The 24,280-nt window shown below is 74.2% G+C and carries 27 protein-coding genes; 13 read left to right on the top strand and 14 right to left on the bottom strand.

Annotation, left to right across the window (positions count from 1 at the left end):
• Window positions 1-33 precede the first annotated feature (33 nt).
• From CRP30_RS07735 to CRP30_RS07725, 4 genes are all read left to right on the top strand, one after another.
• On the top strand, window positions 34-1,017 hold the full coding sequence (locus CRP30_RS07735; RefSeq protein WP_097183384.1) for a cyclase family protein: 984 nt from the start codon (window positions 34-36) through the stop codon (window positions 1,015-1,017).
• A 183-nt stretch (window positions 1,018-1,200) separates the two neighbouring features.
• Window positions 1,201-1,332: a hypothetical protein gene (locus tag CRP30_RS23210; RefSeq protein WP_255407333.1), complete on the top strand. Its 132-nt coding sequence runs from the start codon at window positions 1,201-1,203 to the stop codon at window positions 1,330-1,332.
• An 8-nt stretch (window positions 1,333-1,340) separates the two neighbouring features.
• Window positions 1,341-2,171, top strand: a complete 831-nt coding sequence (locus tag CRP30_RS07730; protein WP_097183383.1) for a patatin-like phospholipase family protein — start codon at window positions 1,341-1,343, stop codon at window positions 2,169-2,171.
• Between the two features lies 1 nt (window position 2,172).
• Window positions 2,173-3,222, top strand: coding sequence for a lysophospholipid acyltransferase family protein (locus tag CRP30_RS07725; protein ID WP_097183382.1), 1,050 nt, complete (start codon window positions 2,173-2,175; stop codon window positions 3,220-3,222).
• 66 nt (window positions 3,223-3,288) lie between these two features.
• Here the strand turns inward: CRP30_RS07725 and CRP30_RS07720 are convergent, their stop codons facing one another.
• Together CRP30_RS07720 and CRP30_RS07715 are read right to left on the bottom strand one after the other, a co-directional pair.
• Window positions 3,289-3,687 carry a hypothetical protein gene (locus CRP30_RS07720; RefSeq protein ID WP_143278420.1) on the bottom strand — a complete coding sequence of 133 codons (399 nt, stop codon included), beginning with the start codon at window positions 3,685-3,687 and terminating at the stop codon, window positions 3,289-3,291.
• On the bottom strand, window positions 3,668-4,003 hold the full coding sequence (locus CRP30_RS07715; RefSeq protein ID WP_097183380.1) for a hypothetical protein: 336 nt from the start codon (window positions 4,001-4,003) through the stop codon (window positions 3,668-3,670). Before CRP30_RS07715 ends, CRP30_RS07720 begins: the two co-directional genes overlap by 20 nt.
• A gap of 152 nt (window positions 4,004-4,155) precedes the next feature.
• Between CRP30_RS07715 and CRP30_RS07710 the strand changes: the two genes are divergently transcribed.
• Entirely contained in the window at window positions 4,156-4,560 is a 405-nt protein-coding gene (locus CRP30_RS07710) for a hypothetical protein (protein ID WP_097183379.1), read from the top strand.
• On the top strand, window positions 4,557-5,951 hold the full coding sequence (locus CRP30_RS07705; protein WP_097183378.1) for an ANTAR domain-containing protein: 1,395 nt from the start codon (window positions 4,557-4,559) through the stop codon (window positions 5,949-5,951). The genes CRP30_RS07710 and CRP30_RS07705 overlap by 4 nt, the downstream gene beginning before the upstream one ends.
• A 19-nt stretch (window positions 5,952-5,970) precedes the next feature.
• Here the strand turns inward: CRP30_RS07705 and CRP30_RS07700 are convergent, their stop codons facing one another.
• Together CRP30_RS07700 and CRP30_RS07695 are read right to left on the bottom strand one after the other, a co-directional pair.
• Window positions 5,971-7,899 carry a CheR family methyltransferase gene (locus tag CRP30_RS07700; protein WP_200814611.1) on the bottom strand — a complete coding sequence of 643 codons (1,929 nt, stop codon included), beginning with the start codon at window positions 7,897-7,899 and terminating at the stop codon, window positions 5,971-5,973.
• Window positions 7,900-7,903: 4 nt separating this feature from the next.
• Window positions 7,904-8,929 (bottom strand): chemotaxis protein CheB, encoded by a 1,026-nt coding sequence (locus CRP30_RS07695; RefSeq protein WP_097183377.1) that lies wholly within the window; start codon window positions 8,927-8,929, stop codon window positions 7,904-7,906.
• A 225-nt stretch (window positions 8,930-9,154) separates the two neighbouring features.
• Between CRP30_RS07695 and CRP30_RS07690 the strand changes: the two genes are divergently transcribed.
• Window positions 9,155-9,508 (top strand): STAS domain-containing protein, encoded by a 354-nt coding sequence (locus tag CRP30_RS07690; RefSeq protein ID WP_097183376.1) that lies wholly within the window; start codon window positions 9,155-9,157, stop codon window positions 9,506-9,508.
• A 31-nt stretch (window positions 9,509-9,539) separates the two neighbouring features.
• Here the strand turns inward: CRP30_RS07690 and CRP30_RS07685 are convergent, their stop codons facing one another.
• Window positions 9,540-10,211: a M23 family metallopeptidase gene (locus tag CRP30_RS07685; RefSeq protein ID WP_097183375.1), complete on the bottom strand. Its 672-nt coding sequence runs from the start codon at window positions 10,209-10,211 to the stop codon at window positions 9,540-9,542.
• Window positions 10,212-10,307: 96 nt separating this feature from the next.
• Window positions 10,308-11,321: a hypothetical protein gene (locus tag CRP30_RS22470; RefSeq protein ID WP_097183374.1), complete on the bottom strand. Its 1,014-nt coding sequence runs from the start codon at window positions 11,319-11,321 to the stop codon at window positions 10,308-10,310.
• Between the two features lie 223 nt (window positions 11,322-11,544).
• Here CRP30_RS22470 and CRP30_RS07675 point away from each other — a divergent pair, with 223 nt between their 5' ends.
• Entirely contained in the window at window positions 11,545-11,787 is a 243-nt protein-coding gene (locus tag CRP30_RS07675) for a hypothetical protein (protein WP_097183373.1), read from the top strand.
• Between the two features lie 12 nt (window positions 11,788-11,799).
• Here the strand turns inward: CRP30_RS07675 and CRP30_RS07670 are convergent, their stop codons facing one another.
• From CRP30_RS07670 to CRP30_RS07660, 3 genes are read right to left on the bottom strand one after another with little or no spacing between them, the layout of a single operon-like run.
• Entirely contained in the window at window positions 11,800-12,936 is a 1,137-nt protein-coding gene (locus tag CRP30_RS07670; RefSeq protein WP_097183372.1) for a phosphotransferase family protein, read from the bottom strand.
• A complete protein-coding gene (locus CRP30_RS07665; protein ID WP_097183371.1) occupies window positions 12,933-13,679 on the bottom strand; it encodes an SDR family oxidoreductase in 747 nt (248 codons plus the stop codon). Before CRP30_RS07665 ends, CRP30_RS07670 begins: the two co-directional genes overlap by 4 nt.
• Entirely contained in the window at window positions 13,676-14,467 is a 792-nt protein-coding gene (locus CRP30_RS07660) for an SDR family NAD(P)-dependent oxidoreductase (protein ID WP_097183370.1), read from the bottom strand. Before CRP30_RS07660 ends, CRP30_RS07665 begins: the two co-directional genes overlap by 4 nt.
• 167 nt (window positions 14,468-14,634) lie before the next feature.
• On the opposite strand from CRP30_RS07660, the gene CRP30_RS07655 reads away from it, so the two are divergent.
• Entirely contained in the window at window positions 14,635-15,222 is a 588-nt protein-coding gene (locus tag CRP30_RS07655) for a dihydrofolate reductase family protein (protein WP_097183369.1), read from the top strand.
• Here CRP30_RS07655 and CRP30_RS07650 read toward each other — a convergent pair.
• The 4 genes from CRP30_RS07650 to CRP30_RS07635 form a co-directional block, all read right to left on the bottom strand.
• The gene (locus CRP30_RS07650) at window positions 15,180-15,662 is read right to left on the bottom strand and encodes a hypothetical protein (RefSeq protein WP_143278419.1); all 483 of its coding nucleotides are present in this window, start codon (window positions 15,660-15,662) and stop codon (window positions 15,180-15,182) included. The genes CRP30_RS07655 and CRP30_RS07650 overlap by 43 nt on opposite strands.
• Before the next feature lie 68 nt (window positions 15,663-15,730).
• Window positions 15,731-16,654 (bottom strand): MBL fold metallo-hydrolase, encoded by a 924-nt coding sequence (locus tag CRP30_RS07645; RefSeq protein ID WP_097183367.1) that lies wholly within the window; start codon window positions 16,652-16,654, stop codon window positions 15,731-15,733.
• Window positions 16,645-17,952, bottom strand: a complete 1,308-nt coding sequence (locus CRP30_RS07640; RefSeq protein WP_097183366.1) for a kynureninase — start codon at window positions 17,950-17,952, stop codon at window positions 16,645-16,647. The genes CRP30_RS07645 and CRP30_RS07640 overlap by 10 nt, the downstream gene beginning before the upstream one ends.
• Window positions 17,953-17,978: 26 nt before the next feature.
• Window positions 17,979-19,154 carry a YbfB/YjiJ family MFS transporter gene (locus CRP30_RS07635; protein WP_235003258.1) on the bottom strand — a complete coding sequence of 392 codons (1,176 nt, stop codon included), beginning with the start codon at window positions 19,152-19,154 and terminating at the stop codon, window positions 17,979-17,981.
• Window positions 19,155-19,176: 22 nt separating this feature from the next.
• On the opposite strand from CRP30_RS07635, the gene CRP30_RS07630 reads away from it, so the two are divergent.
• Together CRP30_RS07630 and CRP30_RS07625 are read left to right on the top strand one after the other, a co-directional pair.
• Window positions 19,177-19,764: a TetR/AcrR family transcriptional regulator gene (locus CRP30_RS07630; RefSeq protein WP_097184048.1), complete on the top strand. Its 588-nt coding sequence runs from the start codon at window positions 19,177-19,179 to the stop codon at window positions 19,762-19,764.
• Between the two features lie 61 nt (window positions 19,765-19,825).
• Window positions 19,826-20,533, top strand: a complete 708-nt coding sequence (locus CRP30_RS07625; RefSeq protein WP_200814610.1) for an alpha/beta hydrolase — start codon at window positions 19,826-19,828, stop codon at window positions 20,531-20,533.
• A gap of 39 nt (window positions 20,534-20,572) precedes the next feature.
• On the opposite strand, the gene dgoD is transcribed toward CRP30_RS07625, so the two are convergent.
• Window positions 20,573-21,721 carry a galactonate dehydratase gene (gene dgoD / locus CRP30_RS07620; RefSeq protein ID WP_097183363.1) on the bottom strand — a complete coding sequence of 383 codons (1,149 nt, stop codon included), beginning with the start codon at window positions 21,719-21,721 and terminating at the stop codon, window positions 20,573-20,575.
• A 166-nt stretch (window positions 21,722-21,887) separates the two neighbouring features.
• On the opposite strand from dgoD, the gene CRP30_RS07615 reads away from it, so the two are divergent.
• Together CRP30_RS07615 and CRP30_RS07610 are read left to right on the top strand one after the other, a co-directional pair.
• Window positions 21,888-22,829: an NAD(P)-dependent oxidoreductase gene (locus tag CRP30_RS07615; protein ID WP_097183362.1), complete on the top strand. Its 942-nt coding sequence runs from the start codon at window positions 21,888-21,890 to the stop codon at window positions 22,827-22,829.
• Window positions 22,830-22,998: 169 nt separating this feature from the next.
• Window positions 22,999-24,237: an alpha-hydroxy acid oxidase gene (locus CRP30_RS07610; protein ID WP_235003257.1), complete on the top strand. Its 1,239-nt coding sequence runs from the start codon at window positions 22,999-23,001 to the stop codon at window positions 24,235-24,237.
• The last annotated feature ends 43 nt before the right edge of the window (window positions 24,238-24,280 follow it).

Raw genomic sequence — 24,280 nt, 5'->3', positions numbered from 1 at the left:
CGCACACCCGCCTACAGCCAGGAGGACCGGGCGATGTCGCCTACGAGTTCAGCCGCAGCATCGTTCCGCGGCGCAGAGATCATCGAGGACTACATCGCCCGGTTCTCCAACTGGGGACGCTGGGGCGCCGAGGACCAGCGCGGCGCCATGAACCATGTCGGGCCGGAACAGGTGACCGCGGCGGCGCGGCTGGTCCGGCAGGGGAAGGTCATCTCGATGTCGCTTCCCTACGACCTGCACGGGCCGCAGTCGGGGGGGTTCCGGGCCAACCCGCTGAACATGATGACCGCCACCGGCACCGATCACCTGGCCGGTGCGCAGGATCCGCTGCCCGCCGGCTTCGGACCGGCGAAGGGCTTCGGTTTCGCCGACGACGTCCTCGTGATGCCCAACCAGGCAGGAACCCAGTGGGACGCGCTGGCGCACATCTTCTGGCACGGCAAGCTCTACAACGGTTTCGATGCCGCGACGGTGACCTCGGCCGGTGCCGGTCGCTGCGGCATCGAGAAGTACCAGCAGGACTTCGTCACGCGCGGCGTCCTTCTCGACGTCGCGCGGCATCTCGGTCGCGACAGCCTCGACCCGGGTCACGCGATCAGCCCCGACGAACTGGACGCCACCGCGGAGGCGCAGGGCGTCGAGATCCGCACAGGGGACACCGTGATCGTGCGGACGGGCCTGCTGGAGGCACGCCGGGGTGCCTGGGGTGATTTCGCCGGCGGCCCGGCACCGGGCCTGTCACTGCACGTCGCACCCTGGCTGCACGCCCACGACGTCGCCGCCGTCGCGTCGGACACGTGGGGATGCGAGGTGCGACCGAACGAGATCGACCTCTTCCAGCCGCTGCACGTCGTGGCCCTCGTGCACATGGGCATCCCGTTCGGCGAGATCTGGGACCTCCAGGCGATCGGTGAGGACTGTGCTGCTGACGGCGTCTACGAGTTCATGCTCTCCGCGGCTCCCCTCCCGATCACCGGTGGCGCCGGCTCACCGGTGAACGCCCTGGCCCTGAAGTAGCGGACGGGCCGACGGCCGACGGGACCTCGTGCCGGTGGTGGTCACGGCACGGGCTGGAGTCCGCGGTGCCCCACCCTTCGCCGGACGCCGGACCGTCGCACCACCACCGTGCACATGCGCGCGCCCCTCTGCGCGCCCGTCGGTCGAGGATTGGCCGGGGCGGGGCCGGGGGACAGTCGAGACATGACTGAACCGAACCCCGGGGTGGAGCAGCGGCTGGCGCAGGACCTCGACCCGGAGCGGCACGAGAAGCCGTCGGAGGGCGTGCCCCAGGATTTGCCCGAGGACGACGGCGGCGCCGCGGCACAGGACTGACCGCGCCGGTGACGGGTGGAACGGCCTTCGTCCTCGGTGGCGGGGGAGTGCTGGGCGCGGCCGAGGTCGGGATGCTGCAGGCCCTGTTCGAGCGCGGCGTCCTTCCCGACCTCATCGTCGGGACCTCGGTGGGGGCGATCAACGGGGCCTTCGTCGCAGCCGACCCGGGACCGGGCGCCGTCGACAGGCTGCGCGGCGTCTGGGAGCAGCTCGCCTCGGACCGGGTCTTCGCCGGTTCCGTGATCTCCCGCATCAGCACACTCGCGCGGACCCGGACCCACGTGCACGCACGCGAACCGCTGCGGGACCTGCTCGCGGCGCACCTGCCCGTGCGGACGTTCGCCGAGCTCCGCGTCCCGTTCCAGTGCGTCGCGGCGAGCATCGAGCGGGCGGCCGAGCACTGGTTCACCGACGGCCCGCTGATCGAGGCGGTGCTGGCCTCCTCCGCCGTGCCCGGGCTGCTGCCGCCGGTCGAGGTGGACGGCGAGCACTATCTGGACGGCGGCCTCGTGCACAGCATCCCGGTCGGCAGAGCGGTAGCGCTGGGCGCCGATACCGTCTACGTGCTGCACGTCGGGCGGATCGACCGCCCCCTGCGCCCGCCGACCCGACCGTGGGAGGTCGCGACAGTGGCCTTCGAGATCGCCCGCCGCCACCGGTTCGCCGCCGACATGGCCGGGCTCCCGCCAGGCGTCACGGTGCGCGTGCTGCCTGCCGGAGACCCGTCCCCGCCCGGCGCCGCCAACCTGCGCTACCGCGACTTCTCCGGTGTGCCCGCCCGCATCGAGCAGGCTCACCTGGCGGCCGGCGCCTACCTGGACAAGGCCGGGGTGGCCTGACGTGCTCCCGCCCCGCCGCGTCCGGCGGATCACCGGCCCGCTCCTGCTCGCCGCGCTGACGGCCGGGGTGGTCCTGCTGCCGGTGCTCCTGGTGGTGGCGGTCGTCGTCTCCGTGTGGTTGCCCGGGCGCTGGCGCGGCCTGCGGTTGCTGGCCTTCGCCCTGGCGTACCTGGGGGCGGAGGTGGCCGCGCTCGCGGCCGCCGCGCTGCTGTGGGTGCGCTTCGGGTTCGGGCGCCGGTGGGACACGCCGGCCGCACGAGCGGCGCACTACACCGTGCTGCGTCTGCTGCTCGACGCGCTGATGCGGATGGCCCAGCGGCTGTTCGCCCTGCGCCTGGTCACCGAGGGCGACTCCTGGTCACCGCTCGACGACGGGGTCCCCGGGTCGACGAACGCCATGGTCGTGCTCTCCCGCCATGCCGGCCCGGGCGACTCGTTCCTCCTCGTGCACACCCTGATGAACCGCGACCACCTGCGGCAGCCGAGGATCGTGCTCAAGGACGTGCTGCAGCTGGACCCGTTGATCGACGTCTACCTCAACCGGCTGCCCAACCACTTCGTCACGAGCGATCCGGCCGTCGCCGGACGAGGCTCCGAGGCTGCCATCGCGGACCTCGCCCGGGGGCTGGGCGACGAGGACGCGCTGCTCATCTTCCCGGAGGGGGCGAACTTCACCCCCGAGCGCCGGACCCGGGCCATCCAGCGACTGCGCGACCGGGGACTGCTGTCCGCGATGCGCCGCGCCGAGGCGATGCGGCACGTGCTGCCCCCACGCCCGGGCGGGGTGGTCGCGGCGCTGCGCGCCGCCCCGCACGCCGACGTCGTCTTCGTCGCGCACACCGGGCTGGAGCACCTCAGCACGGTGCGGGACGTCTGGCGGGGCCTGCCCATGGACAAGACGCTGCACCTGCGCTGGTGGTTCGTGCCGGCGGCGGAGGTGCCGCGGGACGAGGCACAGCAGACGGAGTGGCTGTACCGGTGGTGGGAGCGGATCGACGCGTGGATCGCCACCACCTCGGCGGCCGCGTCCACCGAGGAGAGCGCAGTGTGACCGGTCAGCCCGCGGGCGAGCCGTTCCGTCCGGTGAGCCGGGACCGCATGACGAGCCGCGCCGGCCTCAGCCGGCGGCCTCGCCGACAGCCGGAGTCATGGGAGCGGCGAGCCGGGCGCGCACCTCTTGGGCCCAGCGGCGGGTCAGGCGTGCGGACGCCCGTGTCTGCCGCGCGCGGGCGATGAGCGCCTCCAGGTCCGCGACGGTCGCCGGCGCACCGGAGGGCTCGTTCTCCAGGAAGCCAGCGAGCGGACGGAGCGGGCTCAGCGATTCGTCGAGGAGTGCGTCGTTCAGGGCCACCGCGAGGAAGAGGTCCTCGCGCGACGGCCACGTGCTCCGGCCGGCGATGTGCTCGGCGAGCTCGCCCGGGGTGCAGCTGCCGCCGACGGCCGTGTAACGGCTCCACAGCTCCGGGATCGGCAGCCCGACGAGCCGGGCAGTGAGCTCAAGATCCGGAATGGGCACGGCCACCTCCATCGACAGGTCGACGGTATCCCGAGCCCACGGACCCGGGGAGCCGGCGATCCTCGGACGACGGCGGACCGGGCGCCGTGCGTCCGGTGAGCTCCTCGGCGACACCGATCTCCCGGTCGGCGAACTGCTCGGCGTCGAGCGCACGGGCCTCCCGCCGGTCAGCCGCCGCGATCGCCTTCGGCACCCGGGCTGTGCCTCGCGGCAGGCCTGCGATGGTCGCGCGGTTCTCCGCCGGCCGCCTGCGCCAGGCGGCGGCCTCCTCGGCCGGTGGCTCCGCCGGGTCCGGCGCGGTCGCCGCCTCGTCCATGGGACGACGGTGTCACGTCCGGCCGCAGGCGTCACCTCCGGGCGTGCCGGCGTTGCTGCACACTCCTGATCCGCAACATCGCGACCCTGGCGGCGACGGTGCTGACATGCTGAGCTGTACACCGGTGCTCGGCCCGCTGGGAGGCGTACGCCATGGAGCCACAGGACGCCAGAGAAGCGGCAGAAGCGCGGGCCGAGGCAGCGGGACGGCGGACCCGGGAGATCTCCGACCGGCTCACCCGGCTGGCCGAGGGACAGCGGCCGAGCGAGACCGACCTGAAGGACGCTCAGCAGCGCGCCGACGACGCCCAGGAACGCGCGAAGAAGTCGCTGGACCGTGCGGTGATCGGGCACGAGCGCGCGGCGCTCAGTCACGAGCGGACGGCGGCGGTGCACGACGAGGCCCGCCGGCGTGGTTTCGGCGATGCGGCGGAGCACGCGCGGCTCGCGGAGCAGCACCGGCGTGATGCCGCGGCGGATCGCGAGGGGGCCGCGGCGGATCGGGCGCGCCGCGAGGCCGCCCATCCGCCGGCCGGCAGCGAGGCCGAGCCGGTATGACCGCCCTACCGGAACCGGCGGAGCCGGAGGAGGCGGCCGGTCCGTCGGAGTTGGCCGACCTCCTGCGCTCGCTGCCGGGCGGACGGGACGTGGCCGACCGGGTGATGGCCGAACTCGCCGCTGTCCAGGTGGCGCACGAGGAGCTGCGGACGGCGGAGGAGGAGATGCGGGCCCAGCAGGAGCAGATCACCCAGCTGCTGGTACAGCACGACACCGAGCGCAGGTGGCGGGGGCACATGGCCGCCCTCGTGCCCATCGGGCTGTGCGCCACCGACGGGACCGGGGCCCTGGTCGACGTGAACCAGGCGTTCGCCACGTTCCTGGGCACGAACCTGCCGCGCCTGCGCGGCAAGCCCCTGAGCGTCTTCCTGCTGCCGGAGGACGTCGCCGCCTTGAGGGCGGCTCTGAGGACGCTCGGCACGGGAGAGGTCTCCGAGACGAGGCTGACGGTCACGTTCAAACCGCGACACCTCCCGCCGGCCCCCGCGCAGCTGTTCGGGTTCACCGAGATCGCCGACCACCGCAGCTCGACGGCCCGCGTCCAGTGGGTCCTGGTGCCGGGAGATGCCGACCCGGCGACGGCGGCCTCCGTCGCGCCCGTCGGGGAGGCGTCACCTGCGCTCGAGCGGAACCCCGCGGCGGAAGCGTCCATCCCGGCCGAGGAGGTGATCGGACTTGCGTCCGCCCTCGCGGAGCTCTCCGCCCTCCCCACGGGTGAGCACGACCGGCACCGCCTCTTGGGCCGGATGGCCACGCTGGTGGGCGGCGCCGTGCCCGGGGGCGACTGGGTGAGCATCACCGTGGGCTCGCCGTTGGACCCGCAGCGCCTGGGCAGCGACTCGGCTGAGGCCCAGGACTTCGACGGTCGTCAGGTCCGGGCAGGAGAGGGGCCCTGCTGGGACGCCTACCGGTCCGGGACCGTGGTGCTCACCGACGACGTCACGTCCGACCCCCGGTGGCCGGCCCTCGCCCGTCTGGCGCAGCAGGGCGCGGTCCGCAGCGTCATCTCCGTCCCGGTGAGCGAGGAGGGGACGACGACCGGTGCCGTGAACGTGTACTCCGGTCGCACCGCGACGTTCGGCCCGGCGGGTCGACGCATCGCCGAGCTCGCCGGCGCGGCGGTCGCCGGCATCCTGCAGAACGTGTCGGAGCGGGAGGCCATGCAGGCGCTCGCCGCCAACCTCGAGCGCGCGCTGACCTCGCGCGCGGTGATCGACCAGGCCAAGGGGATGGTGATGGCCCGGCTCGGCGTCGACGCGGACGAGGCGTTCGCCCGGCTGGTGAAGCTGAGCTCGCGCCTGAACGTGAAGCTGCGCGACCTGGCCGGTCTGATCGTGGAAGGGCACGTGGACGAGCTGCTGCGCGCCGGGGAGCGCGGCCCGGGGCAGTGACGCCGCGGACGACCGATGGTCAGCCGTCCGTCGGGTCGATCAGCACGACCGCCCCGCTGCGCTGGTCGGGCAGCTGCGAGAAGGGGCTCACGGTCACCCGCACCCGGATCTGGCGCCCCCGCCGGTTGACCGCGTCGATCTCCACCGTCTCGTGCGGTTCCGCGGCGCCGGCCACCTGTCGTCGCAGCAGCGGCTGCAGGTCCGCGACGGGAAGGCCGATGTCGAGGCCCAGCAGGTGCTGTCCCTGTGCCTCGTCGGCCCGGACCCCCCACAGGTCCTCGGCAGCGGCGTTCCAGGCGAGGACGCGCAGCTCGGGGTCGACCACGACGACGCCCACCCGGAAACTGCCGAGCACGCCCCCCATGAAGCGGTTCAGGGCCGCGACCTCGTCGGTCGTGGTGCGTAGTTCCTCGTTCGTCGAATGGAGCTCGTCGTTCATCGACTGGAGCTCCTCGTTCATCGTCTCCAGTTCCTCGTTGGTCGACTGGAGCTCCTCGTTGGTGGTCTCCAGCTCCTCGACGGTGGACTGGAGTTCTTCGTTGGTGGTCTCCAGTTCCTCGTTGGTGGACTGGAGCTCCTCGTACGCGGTCTCCAGCTGCCGGTTGGCGTACTCCAGCTCCTGCCGGAGCCGGTTGTACTGGGTGACGTCCTCGAAGATGGCCGTGGTGCCGAGCAGCGTCCCGTCCTCCCGGTAGAGGGGGACGACCTGCACGTCGAACACGTCGGGCTCCTGCCCGGGACGACGGCGCTCGACGCCGCGCAGCTGCACCGTCGTCCGTGCCGCCTGCGCGTCGGCGAGCGCGGTGCGCAGCTCGACCGGCCGGTAGGAGACCTCGAGGTCCTGGATGGGGCGGCCGACGTCCCGCGCGTCCACGCCGAGCACCCGCTCGGCCTCCCGGTTCACCATGGCGAGCCGGCCGTCGGCGTCGAGGGCCAGCTGGGCCGCCGGTGACGCCAGCATCGCCTCCCGGCGCAGCCGGGACAGCTCGCCCTCGCCCACCCCGAAGCCGTCCGGCGCGAGGGCGAGCACGGCCCTCCGCGGTGCGGTGGGCTGCACCCCGCGGCGGCGGAAGAACCGCCGGCCGAGGTCCACGGGCGCGAAGAGCTGGCTGTGCGAGGGGAGCATCTCCGCCTTGCCCAGGAACAGCAGGCCCTCGGGGTTGAGCGCGAAGTGCAGCCGGCCCAGGATCCGGCTCTGCGTCTCGGCGTTGAAGTACATCAGGGTGTTGCGGCACAGCAGCAGGTCGACGTGGGAGATCGGCGCGTCCTGCACCAGGTCGTTCCGGCCGAAGATCACCGAGCGGCGCAGGTCCTTCCGGAAGCTGAACCGGCCGCCTTCCGGGGTGAAGTACTCCTCCACCTGCGCCGGGCTGAGACCCGCCAGCTCGCGCTCGGAGAAGGTCGCCGTCCGGGCGTGGGCCAGGGCCTCCTCGTCCACGTCGGTCGCGTAGACCTTCACCCGCTGCCGGAACTGCTCGGCGCCGAGCGTCTCGGCCAGCAGGATCGCGAGGCTGTAGGCCTCCTGGCCCGACGCGGACCCGGCGCTCCACACGCGGATCGTCGGGCCGGCGGAGGCCAGCAGGTCCGGCAGGAGCCGGTCCTTGAGGTGCTCCCACGATGTCCGGTCGCGGAAGAAGCTGGTCACGTTGATCAGCACGGTGTTGAACAGCGGCGCGAACTCCTCGGGGTGCACCTCGAGGAAGTCCTGGTACTCCGCCGTCGACTCGATGCCCACCTCGGCCATGCGGCGCCGCACCCGCCGCATCAGGCTGGGGCGCTTGTAGCCGGTGAAGTCGAACCCGCGGCGTTCGCGGAGGAAGATCAGCAACGCCTCGAAGGCCGGGTCCAGGCCCTGCACGCCGGTGTCCGTATCCGCGCCGTCCGGCGTGGTGACGTCCTCGTCGCGGAGCTCCGACTCCTCCTGCTCGGCCTCCTGTGGCTGGCTCACGCGGTCACGCCTCCTCGACGTCGTCGGGGAGGCCCTCCCCGTTCAGCTCACCCTTCAGCAGGAGCTGCCGCAGGACGACGGCAGCCTCCTGTGCCTCGTCGTGCCGCTGCTGGAACGTGCGCGCGCTGAGCCGGTGACCACGCTGCTCGGCCCGGTCACCCATCCGCAGGCTCAGTGCGGCGCGCTCCTCCAGCCCGCGCAGCGCCATCCACAGCGCACTCTCGAGCGCGTGGGACTGCTCGGCCGCGAGGGCGTCCGGGGACCAGGCGTGGCCGACCCGGCAGCGGAAGCGCTCCATCCCGCCCTCGGCGATGGAGAACAGCGCGCCGTGGCAGCTCGGGCACCCGAAACCGGAGGGGGTCCCGGGCCGGTCGTCGGCATTCAAGGCATCGCTGTCAAGGTTGGCCATGGCCGTCTCCGTGTCCATCAGACCGCTTGCCGGGGGCTCGGGCGCGAGGGAGATGTCCTCGCTCAGCAGTTCGCCCAGGAGGGCTCCCATGTCGTCGACCGGCACGACGTGCTCTGCGCCGCCCTCCTCGGCGGCGTGCCGCGGCATGCTGGGGTACATCGCGTCCGCGGGGTCCTGGGCGATGCCCGTCCCGCCGCGAGCGCGGACGGCGATCATGCCGGCGGCGCCGTCGTCCAGCGCGCCGGAGAGCACGATGGCCACCACCCGGCGGCCCGCCGAGCGGGCGGCGGAACGGAACAGGACGTCGACTGCCGGCCGGTGACTGTTCTCCCGCGGTCCCCGCGCGAGGACGATGTGGTCATCGGCCACGAGCAGGTGCCGGTCCGGTACGGCCACGCGCACGGTCCCCGGCTCGAGCGGGGCGCCGTCCACGGCCTGGGCGACCGGGAGGGCGCAGACGCGGTCGAGGATCTGCGGCAGTGCGCTGCGGGCCCCGGTGGGCAGGTGCAGGACGACGAGGACGGCCGCCGGCAGGTCGGCCGGGAGGGTGCGCAGGAGCTGGACCAGCGCCTCGACTCCGCCGGCCGAGGCACCGACCACCACGAGATCGCGCCGCGCCATACCGACTCCTCTTCGCCGCCGACCGTCAGCTGCAGCCGGTGGACCGGCGGCGTGCACCCAGACCGTAACGCCCCTGGGGTGCTGTCGACGACAGCCGTCCTGCCTGGTGCGGGCCCCGCACCCCTGCTACTTTCGGAACGGGTCGAAGCTCCGGCCCGGTAGCCCGCTCGGTGTTCGAGCGGCCTCCGGGAGCAGCCTCCCGGAACGTCCTCCAGAGGACCGCCCATGACGTCGTTGTCGTCCCGTCCCGCCCCGCCTGCCCCGGTCCCGGAACCCACCGCGTTCACGGTGCTCGTCCACCTCGCCCGCGGCCGGATCACCGTCCGCGGTGACCTCGACCGTGCGCACGTCTCCCAGCTCCTCGACGCAGTCGACGTCCTCTCCTGCTCCCACGCCGCGCAGTGGACCATCGACGCCGCCGGGATCACCTTCTTCGACGTCGCCGGGTTGCGCGGTCTGCTCCACGCCCGCGCGGTGGCGGAGCAGGCCGGGTGCACCCTGGTGGTGACCCGACCGGGCGGCATGCTGGCCCGGATGTTGGCCCTGGCCGAGGCGGGCACCGCCCAGCCGCGGCGCTGACGGGCCCCCGGCCGCCCTCGCCGGCCGGCGGTCAGATCGGCTCGACGACCTCCGCCTCACGCGGGACGCCCTCATCGACGACGAACGGCTCACCGCGGCGCGGCCACACCCGGTAGTCCCGGAACGTCATGGGCAACGCCGTCGCCTTCACGGCGTCCGCGCGGTCCATGACCTGCACGTGCACGTGGGGCTGCGTGGAGTTGCCCGAGTTACCGCAGCTCCCCAGCTCCTGGCCGGCCTCCACCACCTGTCCGGGGGTCACCTGGAGCGAGCCGGCGCGGAGGTGGGCGAGGAGGACGTAGCCGCCGTCCGCGCACTCGAGGACGACGTGGTTGCCCGCGATCGCGCCGGCACCGCCGCGCACCCGGGCCGCCTGGGTCAGGGCGTAGGGGATCAGCGCCGGCTGGGATCGCCGCGCCTCGTGATCGGGCTCGCCCTCGTGCACCGAGACGACCCGCCCCGCCGCGGGTGCGAGGATCGGTTGCCCGAAGGCGAGGAACCGGTCGACGGGTTCGGTGGACAGCACGGTCCGCCAGTCCCGCGTCGTGGCGGTGCGCCGCCCGCGGACCGCGACGAAGTCCATGGCGTAGGTGGTGGCGAACAGATCCGTGCCGTGGCTGGGCACTCGCCGGGCGGGGCTGTTCTGCGCGATCCAGGTGCCGCGGAACGGCAGGGCGAGCGCGACGGGGTCGGTCGTGCCCATCGCGCACCCTCCCGGGCCGTGGCCGGTGTTCCTGCCGACGACCATGATGCCGGTGGAGCAGACCGGCGCGGCGCGAGCCCCGGCAAGGACCCGGGGTCAGGCGGCGGTGCGCTCCCTGCTCCGGGTGGGGACGGAGGGCGCCTGCCCCGGTGTCGTCCGGCCGAGCCGACCCTGGAGGCGTTCCAGGTAGGCCCGGGCATGCTGATGCAGGGTGGCGGAGGACGGGACGACCGGTGCCGGCCCGGTCTCCAGCTCCGCCCGGAGGGCGTCGCGCCGGTGCTCGAGCTCGGCCGTCTCCGCGAGGAGGGCGGCACGTCGGGTGGCGGCATCCCGGTCGAGGCCCTCGCGGATCGCAGCCGCCTCGGCGTCCGCCCGCCGCCGCTGCTCGCGGGCGCCGTCCAGCATCCGCACGATCTCGGCACGGGCCTCGAGCCGGGCGGCCAGCGCCTCGGCGGCCGCCTGCTGCCTGATCCGGTCGGCCTGCTCGAGAGCGCGGGCCTCCACGGCCCGTGCCTCGTCGAGGAGGGCCGCCGCTTCGGCGCGTACGGCCTGCCCGGCCCGCTCCGCCTCGGCGGCGACGAGCTCCGCCTGCGCGGTCGTGTCGGCCAGCTGGACGGCGGCGCGGGCGGCCGTCCGCGCCGCCTCGGCCTCCGCCTCGGCGAGCACGCGTCGGGCGTCGCCGGTGACGACGGCTGCCTGGGCGCAGGCGACGGACCGGTGGTTGTCGGCCTCGGCCCGGATGTTCTGGGCCTCGTCCGCCGCGGCCGCGAGCATCGCGCCGATCCGCTTCGACACCCGGAGGAACTCACCGCCGGCCGCCGAGTGGGCGGCCAGCGTCCGGGCATCGGCGAGGGCCGCCTGCGTCTCGAGGTGGCGGGCCAGCAGGTGCTCGCGCTGGCGATCCGCGGCCGCGAGCTCGTCCTCGGCCCACCGCACGTACGTGTCGACCTGGAAGCGGTCGTAGCCGGCGACGGTGCGGCGGAACATCGGCCCGGCCTGGAACAGCGTGGGCAGGTCGCCGGAGAGGTTCGGACGCGCGCGGTCCGGTGAACCGGCGACCGCGTCCGGAGCCCCCGTCGCCTCGCCGTCGATGTGCAGTTCGTTGCTCAACCCAGCCGCCTTCCGACGCTCGTCGCTCCCACTGCAGGAAACGCTACGTTCCGTGGTGGCTCGATGACATGCCGTACTGCCTGGCCGTCACCCGGAGGAGCGGGGTGGGGCGGCCGACTCCCTTCCGCCCGGGCCGGGCGACGTCGGAGGAGATCTCGCTCCCGGGGGTGAGGGAGGGGCGCCGGGCGTTTCGGGGACCACGACGGAGGCGCACTCTCGTCGCATGACCCCCGCGACCACCCCGCCGGCTCCCGGCAGCATGACCGTCCCGTTCCTGTTCGGGTGGGAGGTCGTCCTGGTGGGGCTGGTCCTGCTGGTGGTGGTGGCCGTCGCGTTCCTCGCATTCGGTGCCCTGCGGGCCGGACGCGACGACCGGACGGAGTGGCAGGCCTGGCTGGACGCACGGTCGAGCCCGCGGCCCGACCCGGCGACCGACGGGCACGACCGGGTCGCTCCGCGGGGATGACCCCGCGCCGGGTCAGGCCGGGCTGCCCACCGGAGCCGCCGCACGAGCGGCGTCCATGCGGCCGGCCCGGGCGATGACCCGGCGGCAGCGCAGCTCCAGGAGCACGACCGCGACGCCGAAGAGCCGGAACTGCTTGTTCGTCGTCTGCCGGGTCATGTACCGCTGGTAGACCTGCTGGGCGATCACCGCGACGCGGAACAGGCCGAACACCTCGTACCAGGCCCAGTCGCGGTGGCTGACCCGCTGCCCGGTGCGGTCGGCGTAGTGGGCGACGACCTGCCGGCGGGTCATCATCCCCGGCAGGTGGGTGGGCTGGCGCCGGAAGGCCTGCATGAGCCGGCCGTCGTCGGCCTGCAGCCAGTAGCCCAGCGAGCCGGCGAGGTCCATCAGCGGGTCGCCCACGGTGGCCAGCTCCCAGTCCAGCAGGCCGATCGGGCGCATCGGGTCGTCCGGGTCGAGGACGACGTTGTCGAAGCGGAAGTCGTTGTGCACCAGGGTGTGCGGCCGGTCCGCCGGCTGGTTCTCCTCGAGCCAGCGCATGACCCGCTCGAAGCTCCCGACGTTCCAGGTGCGCGCCCGACGGTAGCGCTCGGTCCAGCCCTCGACCTGCCGCCGGACGTAGCCGGGACCCTTGCCGAGATCCGCCAGGCCAGAGGCGGCGACGTCCACCGAGTGCAGCTCGACCAGCAGGTCCACGACGTTCCGGCAGAGGTCGGCGACCTGCTCCTCGGTCAGCCGCATGCCGGGTGGCAGCTCCTTGCGCGGGATCGGACCGTCGATCCGCTGCATCACGTAGAACGGCGTGCCGATGACCGAGGCGTCCTCGCACAGCGCCACGGTCCGCGGCACGTAGGGCAGGACCCGGCCGAGCTCGGTCTGGATGCGGTGCTCGCGGGCCATGTCGTGCGCGCCCTTGTGGTGGGTGCCGCCGGGCGGGCGGCGCAGGATCAGGTCACCGTCGGGGTAGCGCAGCAGGTACGTCAGGTTCGAGACCCCGCCGGAGAACTGGCGCACCTCCGGCACCGCCGACACGTCGACGCCGGCGCGCGCCGGGTCGGCGGACGCCGCCAGCCACGCGGCCACCGCCGGGACGTCGAAGGCGTCCTCGGCCCGGACGTCCCGGGCGCCCGCGGTGTCCGGAGCCGTCACGCCAGCTTCCGGACGACGGACAGCGGCAGCACGCGCATGGCGAACCCGATCGGCACCCACGGCCAGGCCGGGACGTAGGCCTTCGCCCGGCGGGCCTCGATCGCGGCGACCATGCTCCGCACACCGGTCGCGGTGTCGACCATGAAGCGGGTCTTCTGCTGCACGTGCGCGTTCATCTCGGAGCGGATGTAGCCCGGGTAGACCACCGACACGTCCAGGCCGGGGATGCGCTCCGACCGCAGGCCCTCGGCGATCGCGGCGACGCCGGCCTTGGTGGCCGCGTAGGTCGTCATCGACCTCCGCATACCCCGCAGCGCCGACATGGAGGAGATCAGCACCAGGTGCCCGCGCTGCTGCCGGCGGAAGATCTCCAGCGCCGCCTCGGTCTGCGCCAGGGCGCCGACGAAGTTGGTCATCGCGGTCTCGCGGTTGGCGTCGGCCCGGCCGGTGCCCAGCGGTGCGCCCTTGCCCAGGCCCGCGTTGACGACCACCCGGTCGATGCTGCCGAAGGAGACCGCGAACCGGGCGAAGACGGCGGGGACGGCATCGGCGTCGGTGACGTCGAGGGCCGCCGTCTCGACCCGTCGTCCGGTCGCCGTCCGGATCTCGGTCGCGAGCGCGTCGAGCCGCTCGGTCCGCCGCGCGCACAGCGCGAGGTCGTAGCCCAGGGCGGCGAACTGGCGGGCCATCTCCTCGCCGAGGCCGGAGCTGGCCCCGGTGACGAGGACGGTGCGCGTGCTCACGCGTCGCTCTCCTGCCCGGCGCGGTGGATCCGGGCCCCCATGCCGCGCATCTGCCGGTCGTACAGCGGCCGGGCCAGGCGCTTGGTCCAGAACGCGAGGCGGGCGTTGCGGTCGGGGAGGACGAGGAACCGCTTCGCGTCGACCGCGGCCACCACCCGGTCGGCGATCTCGTCGGCGCCGAGCTTCGACCTCTCGATGAGCCGGGTCGCCACCGTGTTCATCAACGGGTCGTCGTCGCCCAGCGAGGCTGCCAGGTTCGTGCGGAAGAAGGTGGGGCAGACGACGGAGACGTCGATGCCCCACGGGCCCAGCTCCCAGCGCAGGCTCTCCGACAGCGCGACGACCGCGGCCTTGCCGGCGTCGTAGGAGGTCATCGCCGGCGGGTGCACGAGCCCGGCCGCGGACGCGACGTTGACGATGTGGCCCGCGCCCTGCTCCTTGAACAGCGGCACGAAGGTCCGGCAGCCGGTCACCGCGCCGAGCACGTTGATGTCGAGGACCCGTCGCCAGTGCTCGGCGCCCAGCCGGTCGATTCGCCCGCCGGCCGCGATGCCGGCGTTGTTCACCAGGACGTCGAGGCCACCGAGGTCGGCACGCACGCGTCCCAGGGCTGCTGCCCAGTCGTCCTCGGAGGTGATGTCCAGGCGCGCGTAGGTCGCGCCGGCCGGGACGTCCGCCGTCTCGGCCAGGTCGGTGACCAGGACGCGGTCGCCCCGGTCCGCGTACCGGGCGGCGAGGGCCGCGCCCAGCCCGGAGGCGCCCCCGGTGACCAGCACCCTGCGGCTCATCGGGCGCGGTCCGGCTGGGTTCCGACGGGCACGCCGCGGCGGGAGGTCATGCCGGCACGCTACGGAGGCGTCGCAGGTCCGCCGCGAGTGACCCGTGCGCGCGGTCGGGCGATGACTTCCCGGGATCCCGCCGGTCGGAGCTGCGAGGAGTCGGGAGAGGAGCGGTCATGGGCCGGGTCAGGCTGTACATGTCGATGTCGCTGGACGGGTTCATCAGCGGCCCCGACGACGGTCCCGAGCAACCGCTCGGGGTGCGTGGCGGACGCCTGTTCAACTGGCTCGACCATCGGCTGGAACCGGGGCCCAGCGGTCAGGTGTACGTGGAGGCGCTGGACACCGGCGCGGTGATCACCGGCCGGCGCACGTTCGAGCTCGCCGGACGATGGAACGGCGACCACCACGACCAGGTGCCGATCCTGGTCCTGACGCACGAGATCCCGGACGACGATCCGCCGGGGTCGGCGCGCTACGTCACCGACGCCGCGGAGGCCGCGACCCTGGCCAGAGCCGGTGCGGGGGAGCGCGACGTGATGGTGCACGGCGCCGGCGCCGCGCAGGCGCTGCTTCGGGCCGGGCTGCTCGACGAGCTGGAGATCCACCTGGTGCCCGTACTGCTCGGCGAGGGACGGCGGCTCTTCGACCACCTCGGTCCGGACCACGTCGAACTCCGGCTGACCCGCACTCTGCACGCCCCCGACGTCACCCACCTGCGCTACGCGGTGGAGGGACGCCCGGCTCGGCCGATCCGCCGGTAGGTGAGGTCGAGGTCGTCGTCCCAGGTGACCCCGTCGCGCGACAGCTCGCCGTGCCCGACGATCGTGTCCGGGCTCAGGGTGCCGGTGAACCGCTGCGAGAAGCCGGGGGTGTCGTTCCGGTAGCGCCACGTGCCGGCGGTGATCTCGACCTCGAACACCCGGTGCACGCCGCGGGGGTCGAAGTAGTGCATCACCGGCTTCCCGTCGAGGATCCCCGTGACCGTGAGCCCGTCGGGGATCTCCGGGTGGTCGTAGTGCGAGCGCTGGATCAGGAACGCCTGGTCCGGCAGCCACTCGAACACGGCGTGCCCGTGGACGACGGTGCCGGGCAACCCCGGGTGGGTCCCCTCGATCGACCACTCCCCGAGCAGGGGTCCCCACGGGTGGGGTCCGCCGGACCGACGCTGTGGCTGCGTGGGTGGCTCTGTGTGTGGCTGCATGGCGGCTCTCCTCGACGGGTGGCTGCTCCTAGGACGTGTCGAGCGGCGAGAACTCAGCGGGCGCCGGCTCAGGGCAGGGCGGCCCAGGGGTCCTCGCGCCGCCACACGGTGGGCAGGTGCAGGCCGATGCCCTGCTCGCCGGCGAGGCGGGTCAGCACCCGGAGGGTGACGTCGAGGTCGTCGCCGGCATAGGGCAGGGCCCGCAGCGGCCGGTCGAGGGGGCGGAAGAAGTCGTCCCAGTGGGTCAGGACGACCACCTTCGCGCCCACCGCCTCGACGGTGTACCGCCAGTAGTCCCGGAGGTACGGCTCGTCCAGCACGCCGAGCTGGCCGACGCCCAGGTAGGCGACATCGGCCGGGCAGCCGTCGAGTGCCCCGGGCACGAAGCCCGCGCTGCCCTGCACGAGCGCGGTGCGGCCGCTGTGGTGGCCGACCAGCAGCGACCACGCCTCGCCGCACCGGTAGGCGGCGGCTCGTACGGGTGGGACGACGGGCTCGGTGATCTCGCCGGGAAAGCGGTCGGGCGGGCAGTGGTCGGACACCACGGCGGTCACGGTGAAGCTGCCGAAGGTCATCGGCTCGTGCGGTCGCGCGACACGGATCCGTTCGGCCGGGAGACCGGCGCCGCGGCCCACGTTGGCCGCGGATGATCCGCCCACGAGCACGGCCCCGGTGCGCTGCGCGACGACAGCGGAGTCCAGGACGTGGTCGACGTGCGTGTGCACCGGCAGGACGGCGCGCAACCGATCGCCGAGATCCAGTCGCCCGAGGGCGGCGTCGATGCGCGCGTCGTCGGGGGCGATCGTCCGCAGCCCCACCCGCAGCAGCGACGGGCGGGAGAAGAACCCGTCGGTCATCAGCGCGTGCTCGCCGTCGTCGAACAGCAGGCTCGAGACGCCCAGGAAGGTGACGCCCACGGGCCCGGTCGCCGCCGGGACGTCGAACCGGTCGGCGTAGGCGGTCAGGTCGGGGCGGCCCCGCTTCAGGCGCACGGCCCCTCCTCGAGGATCTGCCGGACGTGCGCCAGCGCCGTGGCCAGCTCGCCGAAGCTGGTGCTCAACGGCGACAGCCCGACGCGCAGGCCCCGGGGAGGGCGGAAGTCGGGGATGACGCCGCGGCGCCACAGCTCCTCGACGACGGTCCTCATCGCGTCGTGCTCGAGAGTGACGTGCCCTCCTCGGACGGCGGCGTCCCGCGGTGAGGCGACGACGACGCCGAGCGGGGCGAGGACCTCGTCGGCCACCTGGATCGCGTACTCGGTGAGCCGCACCGATTTCTCGCGGACGGCGGGCATCCCGGCCCGCTCGATCAGCGCCAGCATGTCCTCGATCGGGATCATCGACAGGATCGGGGGAGTGCCGCTCAGGAAGCGGCGGATGCCGGTCGCCGGCACGTAGTCGGGCCCCATCGCGAACGGCTCGGCGTGCCCCATCCAGCCCGGGATCGGCTGGGTCAGCTCGTCCTGCAGCCGCCGGGCGACGTAGCCGAAGGCCGGTGCGCCCGGCCCGCCGTTGAGGAACTTGTAGGTGCAGCCGACGGCGAGGTCGACGTCGGCGGCGTCCAGCTCGGTCCCCACCACGCCGGCCGAGTGGCAGAGGTCCCAGAGGACCAGCGCTCCGGCCCGGTGCGCGGCGGCGGTGATACCGGGCAGGTCGGCGATGTAGGCCGACTTGTAGGCGACGTGGCTGAGCACGACGAGCGCGGTCCGGTCCCCGAGCAGCGCGTCCACCTCGTGCCTCTGCACGCCGGTCGCCGGGTCGGGTTCGATCCAGCGGATGGTGCGGCCGGTCTCCGCCGCGATCCGCGCGAGGACGAAGCGGTCGGTCGGGAAGTTCTCGGTGTCGGCGACGATCTCGGTGCGCTCGGGCCGGGCGTCGACCGCGGCGCGGATGAGCTTGTAGAGCATCACGGTGGTCGAGTCGCCGACCACCGTCTGTCCGGGCGCGGCACCCAGGACGGCGCGCCCGACCTGGTCGCCGACCGTCGTGGGGCGGTCCATCCACGACTCGTCCCAGGCGCGGATCAGCCGCTCGCCCCACTCGCCGTCCACGAATCCGGCGAGACGCTCGCGGGTGACCCGCAGCGGCCGGCCGAGGGAGTTGCCGTCCAGGTAGGCGAGCACCCCGTCGGGCAGCACGAACTCCGACCGGTGGGCGGCCAGCGGGTCGCGTCCGTCCAGCTCCGCGGCGAGGTCGACGAACTCCGATGGCAGCCGCACCTCGTCTTCGGGCACGGTGCCGTCCGTGGCCACACCGACGTCGACGGCACGGACCCCGTCCTCGATCGTCATGGCGCCTCCCTGGTCCGCTCCGGACGTTATCCGGCGTGTCGATCGGCCGTCGTCCCGGCAGGAAGGACGCCGGCCGCGGCGAGCAGCACCGCCGCGCCGGCCCAGAACGCGGTCTGGGTGCCGGCCTGGTCCGCGAGGACGCCGGTTGCCAGCGCGCCGACGGCCTGCCCGGCCGTCAGGGCGGTGAACAGGGTGGCCGTCCCGCGGCCCGCGGCGGCCGGCCGCAGGACACCGGCCCAGGCGATGAGCACTCCGCTGAGCGCGGTGTACGCGCCGCCGAACACCGCACCGGCGAGAGCTGCGCTCGGCGCCGAGCCGGGCGCGAGGGCGAGCACGGCGGTACCGGCGGCGGACAGCGTCGCGGTCAGGCCCCATGCGCGCCGGAGGCCGAGCACCCGGACGGCGTCGCCGCTGAGCGCCCCGAGCACGGCCGCCGCACCGAGCAGGCACCAGAGCACCGCGGTGGTCCGCTCGGGCAGGCCGCCGGTGGTGGTGATCAGGTCGCGTCCGAAGGTCCACACCGCCGCGCTGCCGGTCCCGGCGACGGCCGCGGCGAGGACAGGACGCCGCATCGGCGTCGCGGGGGAGTGCGCCGTGGCTGCCGGACGCTGGGCGACCGCGGGCCAGCGGGCGCGGCGGTCCACCGCCGCGGCGGTGAGCAGGGCGGCGGCAGCGGCGCCGACCCAGACCGGGCGCCAGGCCTGCGGCGCGGCCAGGACCGCGGCGCCGGTCAGCGCGACGCCGAGGCCGGTGCCCGCGTTGACCACCGCCTGCGCCCGGGCGGCCAGCGGGTGGCGCACCGTCGAGGCGATGGCGACGACCAGGGCCGGAGAGGCGGCGCCGGCGGCGCTGCCCGCCACGAGGACGCCCAGCGCCAGGGTCGGCGCGGACCAGGACAGCGCGACCAGGAGGGCCCCCGACGCCGCCAGACCGGCGGCCAGCCACAGGAGCACCCGGGCTCCCCGACGGGCGATCATCCGCTGGGCGGCCAGGGCAGCGGCGCAGTAGGCGGCGAAGCTGCCCGCTGCGATGGCGCCCGCTGCGCGCGGCGACAGCGAGAACTCCGCCGTCAGCCGAGGGAGCTGCAGGCCGTACCCGTAGCGGACCACCCCGTAGGTCACCGCGATCAGGCCCGCTCCCGAGGCCACCAGGGCCGGTGCCCCGGTCGTGGCCGTGCCGGACTGAAACGATCGCTTCACCATAGTGATCGTTACAGTAGGGGACGTGGTCGGGGACAGCGGGCGGGCACCGGCGCGCGAGCGTCTGCTGGACGCCGCCGAGGAGCTGTTCTTCGAGCGCGGCATCGCGGCGACCGGTGTCGACGCCGTCCTCCGGCGAGCCCGGGTGGCACCGGCGACGCTCTACGCGCACTTCCCGGGCAAGGACCACCTCGTCGCCGCCTACCTGCGCCGCCGGCACGAGCGGTGGCGCGCGGCGTGGGACGACGCGCTGCAGCGTTGCGGCGACGACCCCGACGCGCGCGCCCTGGCGGTCTTCGACGCCCTGGACGTGTTCCCGGGCCCCCAGGGGTCGACGCGGGGGTGTGCCTTCCTCGCCGCCGCCGTCGAGATCTGCGACTCCGGGCATCCGGCGCAGGAGTGGCTCGTCGCGGACACCCGGCTGCTCGACGACCGGTTGCGTGCGCTGGCCGCGGACGCCGGTGCTGCCGACCCGGACGCCCTCGCTGCCGAGCTCCTCCTCCTCTACGACGGCGCCCTCGCCGCGCGCACCCGTCACCGCCTCGTGCCCGGTGGGACGCCACCGCGGGCGCGCGCCCTGGCCGCCGCCGCGATCGCCCGGCACCGCTCCTGACCTGCCCCGGCGCCGGGCGGGGTACTACTGGCGCATGGGGAGCCGCGCGGAGGACCGGTCGGTGCTGAGTCGTCCCGCGCCGGCACCGGACGCCGTTCGGGCGTTCGGCACCGGCGACCAGGTGGCCGACGTCCGGTTCGCCGGGGGATCGGCGGCCGACCGGCCGGTGCTCGTCGTGGTGCACGGCGGGTTCTGGCGCCCGTCGTTCGACCGGGTGCACCTGAGGCCGCTGACCGAGGCCCTCGCGGCGGCCGGGTGGGCGTCGGTCATGCCGGAGTACCGGCGCGTTCCCGGCCGGCCGGACCTCGCCGTGCGAGACGTCCACGAGGCGGTACGGATGGTCGCCGGTATGCCGGAGTTCGCGAGCCGGCGGGTCGTCCTCGTCGGGCACTCGGCCGGAGGCCACCTGGTGCTGCAGGTCGCCGCAGCGCTCGAGGAGCCGGCCGGCGTGCTGGCGCTGGCTCCGGTCGCGGACCTCCGTCTGGCCCAGCAGCTGCGGCTGGACGGGAACGCGGTGCCGGCCTTCCTGGGGGAGGACGCCGACGCGCGCGCGGACCTCGATCCCGCGCGGCTGCCCGCACCCGCGTGCCCGGTCCGGATCGTGCACGGCATCGAGGACGGCATCGTGCCCCTGGAGGTGAGCGAGTCCTACCGGCGCTCCCACCCCGGGGCGGTGCTCACCCGCGTCGACGGCGGGCACTTCGCGCTGATCGATCCGCGCAGCGCAGCCTGGCCGGCGGTGCTGGGCGCCCTCGGCGACCTGGGCTGATCAGCCCCCGTCGGTCACCAGGGGGATTGACGTCGCGGATCACCACTCCGCGAACGAGCCGTCGGGATGGCGCCAGACCGGTCCGCGCCATGCGTGCCCGGTCTCAGCCGCCCGCCGGACGGCGGCCTCGTCGATCTCGATGCCGAGGCCGGGACCGGTGGGACGGGCGCACCACCCCTGGTCGAACGTGAACACGGTCGGGTCGACGAGGTAGTCGAGCAGGTCCGAGGTGGTGTTGTAGTGGATGCCCAGGCTCTGCTCCTGGATCAGCACGTTGGGTGTCGCGAAGTCCACCTGCAGGCACGCGGCGAGCGCGATCGGCCCGATCGGGCAGTGCGGCGCAAGGAGGACGTCGAACGTCTCCGCCAGGGCCGCGATCCGGCGGCACTCGGAGATGCCGCCCGCATGGGACACGTCCGGTTGGGCCACGGCGATCCCGGCCCGGAGGACGGGGAGGAACTCGGTGCGGCTGTAGAGGCGCTCGCCCGTGGCGATAGGGATGGTCGTGGCCCCGACGACGTCGCGGAGACGGTCGCCGGCGTACTCCGGGAGAACGGGCTCCTCCACGAACAGTGGTCGCAAGGGCTCGAGCTCCGCCACGACGCGACGCGCCATCGGCGTCGTGAACCGGCCGTGGAAGTCCAGGGCGAAGTCGCCGTCGGGCCCCATGGCCTCGCGGGCCGCGGCGGCCAGCCCGAGGGTGTGGTCGATCGCCGCCGACGTGTCAAGCAGGCCCATCCGGCCGGACGCGTTCAGCTTCACCGCGGTGAAACCCGCGGCCCGTTGCGCCGCGGCCCGATCGGCCACCTCCGCCGGCTCGTCGCCACCGATCCAGCTGTAGACCCGCACGCGGTCGCGCACGGGGCCACCGAGCAGCTGGTGGACCGGCGCGCCGTAGGTCCTGCCGGCGATGTCCCACAGCGCCTGGTCCAGCCCCGCGACGGCCGACGCGAGCACCGGCCCGCCGCGGTAGAAACCGGACCTGGTCATCACCTGCCAGTGGTCCTCGATCCGGAGCGGGTCACGACCCACGAGGAGGTCCGCCAGCTCCTGGACCGCCGCCTGGACGGTGGCGCTGCGTCCCTCGAGCGTCGCCTCGCCCCAGCCGCTGACGCCCTCGTCGGTGGACACCTTCACGAACAGCCAGCGGGGCGGTACCAGGAACGTCTCGATCTGCCTGATCCTCATCCGGCCGACCGTCCGGCGGGTCCGGCGCTTCCCGGGCCCCCCAGGAGGACAGCTGTGCGGCCGCTCTGCACGATGGCAGTGTGCTGCGGCCGGGCGGGTCCCGCCATCGCTCCGCGCACGACGGAGGCCGCCCCGGCGCCGTCGGACCGATGGAGGCGGTCATCCGATGAAACTGCTGCTGCCGGACTCGCTCCCACTCGACCCGACCCTGCCCGAGGGGGTCGAGGCGGTGACCTACGACGTCTCGGCCCCGGTCCCGGACGAGCACCTGGACGCCGAGGCGCTGGTGGTCTGGGGCAATGCGGTCGACGACCTCGCCACCGTCTCCGGCCGGATGCCAGGGCTGCGCTGGGTGCAGACCCTCGCGGCCGGGCCGGACGCCGTCCTCGCCGCGGGCTTCCCCGGCAGCGTGCTCCTCACCTCCGGCACCGGTCTGCACGACCGCCCCGTCACCGAGCACGCGCTGGCGCTGGTGCTCTCCCTGGTGCGCCGGCTGCCCGCCGCGACGGCGGCGCAGACCGCACACCGCTGGGCCGACGAACTGGGTGGCCTGCAGCCGCTGCACCCGGCCGGCGCGGTGACCACCCTGCTGGACGCCCGCGTCCTCGTCTGGGGCTTCGGCAACATCGGGCAGACCCTCGCCCCCCTGCTGCGCCGGCTGGGGGCCCGCGTCCGGGGGATCGGCCGCAGTGCGGGGGAGCGGTCGGGGTTCCCCGTGGTCACCGAGCACGACCTGGAGGCGGAGCTCGGCCCGACCGACGTCCTCGTCATGATCCTGCCCTCCACCGCGGGCACCCGGAACGCCCTGGACGCCGCCCGGCTGGCCGCTCTCCCGTCGCACGCCCTCGTGGTCAACGTCGGGAGGGGCTCCACCGTCGACGAGCCGGCGCTGGTCGCGGCGCTGGCGGAGGGGCGCATCGCGGGGGCCGCGCTCGACGTCACCGCCGTCGAGCCGTTGCCGGCCGACTCCCCGCTCTGGGACGCGCCGAACCTGCTCCTCACCCCGCACGCAGCCGGCGGCCGGCCGGTGGGTGCGGACGCGCTGATCTCGGCCAACCTGGCCGCGCTGCTGGCCGGTGAGGAGCTACGGAACCCGGTCGAGCGCTGACGCGGTCGGCGTTGCCGGGGGACGCGGCGGAACGGCGCCCGGACCGCCGAGCTGACACTCTGGGTGCACCCGTCCCACACCGGGACGACGACGCGAACGCCCGATGGACACGGGGGTGAGGGACATGGGGGCCGAGGAGCCGCTTCCGCCGGTCCGGACCGTCCGGCAGGTGCCGAGGTGGTCCGAGCTCCGGGAGCTCGTGCAGTTCCGGAGACCCCGGTTCGGCCGGACGGCACGACGTCTCGACGGCGCGCTCACCGTCCGCGACCTCCGTGCGGCGGCGCAGCGGACCACGCCGCGGGCGGTCTTCGACTACGTCGACGGCGCGGCCGAGGAGGAGATCACCGCGGCCCGCAACGTGGCGGCCTACCGGCGGGTCGTGTTCCGGCCGGACGCGCTGCGCTCGGTCGCCGATCCCGACACCGGCGTCGAGCTGCTCGGTCGGCGGCTGCCGCTGCCGCTCGTCTTCGGGCCCACCGGCTACACCCGGATGATGCACCACCACGGCGAGGCGGCCGTGGCGCGCGTTGCCCAGCACGTCGGGGTGCCGTACGCGCTGTCGACGGTGGGTTCCACGTCCATCGAGGACGTGCGCGCCGCCGCGCCCGGGGCCGAGCTGTGGTTCCAGGTCTACTACACGTCGGACCGGGCGATGAACGAGATGCTGCTCTCCCGGGCCGAGGCGCAGGGCTACTCCACCCTCGTGCTCACCGTCGACACCTCGGTGTCGGGCATGCGTCTCCGGGACGTCGTCAACGGCCTGACGATCCCGCCGACGCTCACGGCGAAGACCTTCCTCAACATGTCGCGCTTCCCGGGATGGTGGTTGCACAAGCTGACCACCCCGACCATCGGCTTCGCCTCGCTGGACGAGGTGGAGGGGAACCCCTCCCCGGCCGAGGTGGCGAGCATGCTCTTCGACCCCGGGCTGGACTTCACCTCGCTGGACTGGCTGCGTGCTCGATGGGCCGGCCCGATCCTGGTCAAGGGGGTGACGAACCCGGCGTCGGCCCGCGAGATCATGGACCACGGCGCCGACGGGGTGGTCGTGTCCAACCACGGCGGGCGGCAGCTGGACCGCACCCCCGCGACGCTGGACGTCCTCCCCGCCATCCGGGCGGCCGTGGGACCGCGGGCCACGGTGCTCATCGACGGCGGGATCCTGCACGGCCAGGACATCGTCGCCGCCCGCGCACTCGGTGCCGACGCCGCGATGATCGGCCGGGCGTACCTGTACGGGCTCATGGCCGGCGGCCAGGAGGGCGTGCTGCGCGCGTACCGGATCCTCGCCGAGGAGTACCAGCGCTCGATGCAGCTGCTGGGCGTGCGGCGCACCGAGGACCTGTCCGACCGGCACGTCGGCTTCACGCCGCACGGAACCGGCGGCTACCCGGACGTCTCGGGCTGATCACCGCGCCGGGGTTGCCGAGCGGCTCCCGACGTGGCAGGAA

The sequence above is a fragment of the Blastococcus haudaquaticus genome, from assembly GCF_900230285.1.
Lineage (GTDB): Bacteria > Actinomycetota > Actinomycetes > Mycobacteriales > Geodermatophilaceae > Blastococcus_B > Blastococcus_B haudaquaticus.
This window is presented reverse-complemented; position numbering and strand designations above follow the sequence as displayed.

What these genes read in the sequence shown, in the direction of transcription:
- CRP30_RS07675 (WP_097183373.1), top strand. Translation starts at nt 11,545, where the DNA reads ATGACCCCCGCGACCACCCCGCCGGCTCCCGGCAGCATGACCGTCCCG.
- CRP30_RS07715 (WP_097183380.1), bottom strand. Translation starts at nt 4,003, where the DNA reads ATGGACGAGGCGGCGACCGCGCCGGACCCGGCGGAGCCACCGGCCGAG.
- CRP30_RS07660 (WP_097183370.1), bottom strand. Translation starts at nt 14,467, where the DNA reads ATGAGCCGCAGGGTGCTGGTCACCGGGGGCGCCTCCGGGCTGGGCGCG.
- CRP30_RS07735 (WP_097183384.1), top strand. Translation starts at nt 34, where the DNA reads ATGTCGCCTACGAGTTCAGCCGCAGCATCGTTCCGCGGCGCAGAGATC.
- CRP30_RS07690 (WP_097183376.1), top strand. Translation starts at nt 9,155, where the DNA reads ATGACGTCGTTGTCGTCCCGTCCCGCCCCGCCTGCCCCGGTCCCGGAA.
- CRP30_RS07685 (WP_097183375.1), bottom strand. Translation starts at nt 10,211, where the DNA reads ATGGGCACGACCGACCCCGTCGCGCTCGCCCTGCCGTTCCGCGGCACC.
- CRP30_RS07655 (WP_097183369.1), top strand. Translation starts at nt 14,635, where the DNA reads ATGGGCCGGGTCAGGCTGTACATGTCGATGTCGCTGGACGGGTTCATC.
- CRP30_RS07640 (WP_097183366.1), bottom strand. Translation starts at nt 17,952, where the DNA reads ATGACGATCGAGGACGGGGTCCGTGCCGTCGACGTCGGTGTGGCCACG.
- CRP30_RS07635 (WP_235003258.1), bottom strand. Translation starts at nt 19,154, where the DNA reads ATGGTGAAGCGATCGTTTCAGTCCGGCACGGCCACGACCGGGGCACCG.
- CRP30_RS07615 (WP_097183362.1), top strand. Translation starts at nt 21,888, where the DNA reads ATGAAACTGCTGCTGCCGGACTCGCTCCCACTCGACCCGACCCTGCCC.
- CRP30_RS07710 (WP_097183379.1), top strand. Translation starts at nt 4,156, where the DNA reads ATGGAGCCACAGGACGCCAGAGAAGCGGCAGAAGCGCGGGCCGAGGCA.
- CRP30_RS07705 (WP_097183378.1), top strand. Translation starts at nt 4,557, where the DNA reads ATGACCGCCCTACCGGAACCGGCGGAGCCGGAGGAGGCGGCCGGTCCG.
- dgoD (WP_097183363.1), bottom strand. Translation starts at nt 21,721, where the DNA reads ATGAGGATCAGGCAGATCGAGACGTTCCTGGTACCGCCCCGCTGGCTG.
- CRP30_RS07695 (WP_097183377.1), bottom strand. Translation starts at nt 8,929, where the DNA reads ATGGCGCGGCGCGATCTCGTGGTGGTCGGTGCCTCGGCCGGCGGAGTC.
- CRP30_RS07650 (WP_143278419.1), bottom strand. Translation starts at nt 15,662, where the DNA reads ATGCAGCCACACACAGAGCCACCCACGCAGCCACAGCGTCGGTCCGGC.
- CRP30_RS23210 (WP_255407333.1), top strand. Translation starts at nt 1,201, where the DNA reads ATGACTGAACCGAACCCCGGGGTGGAGCAGCGGCTGGCGCAGGACCTC.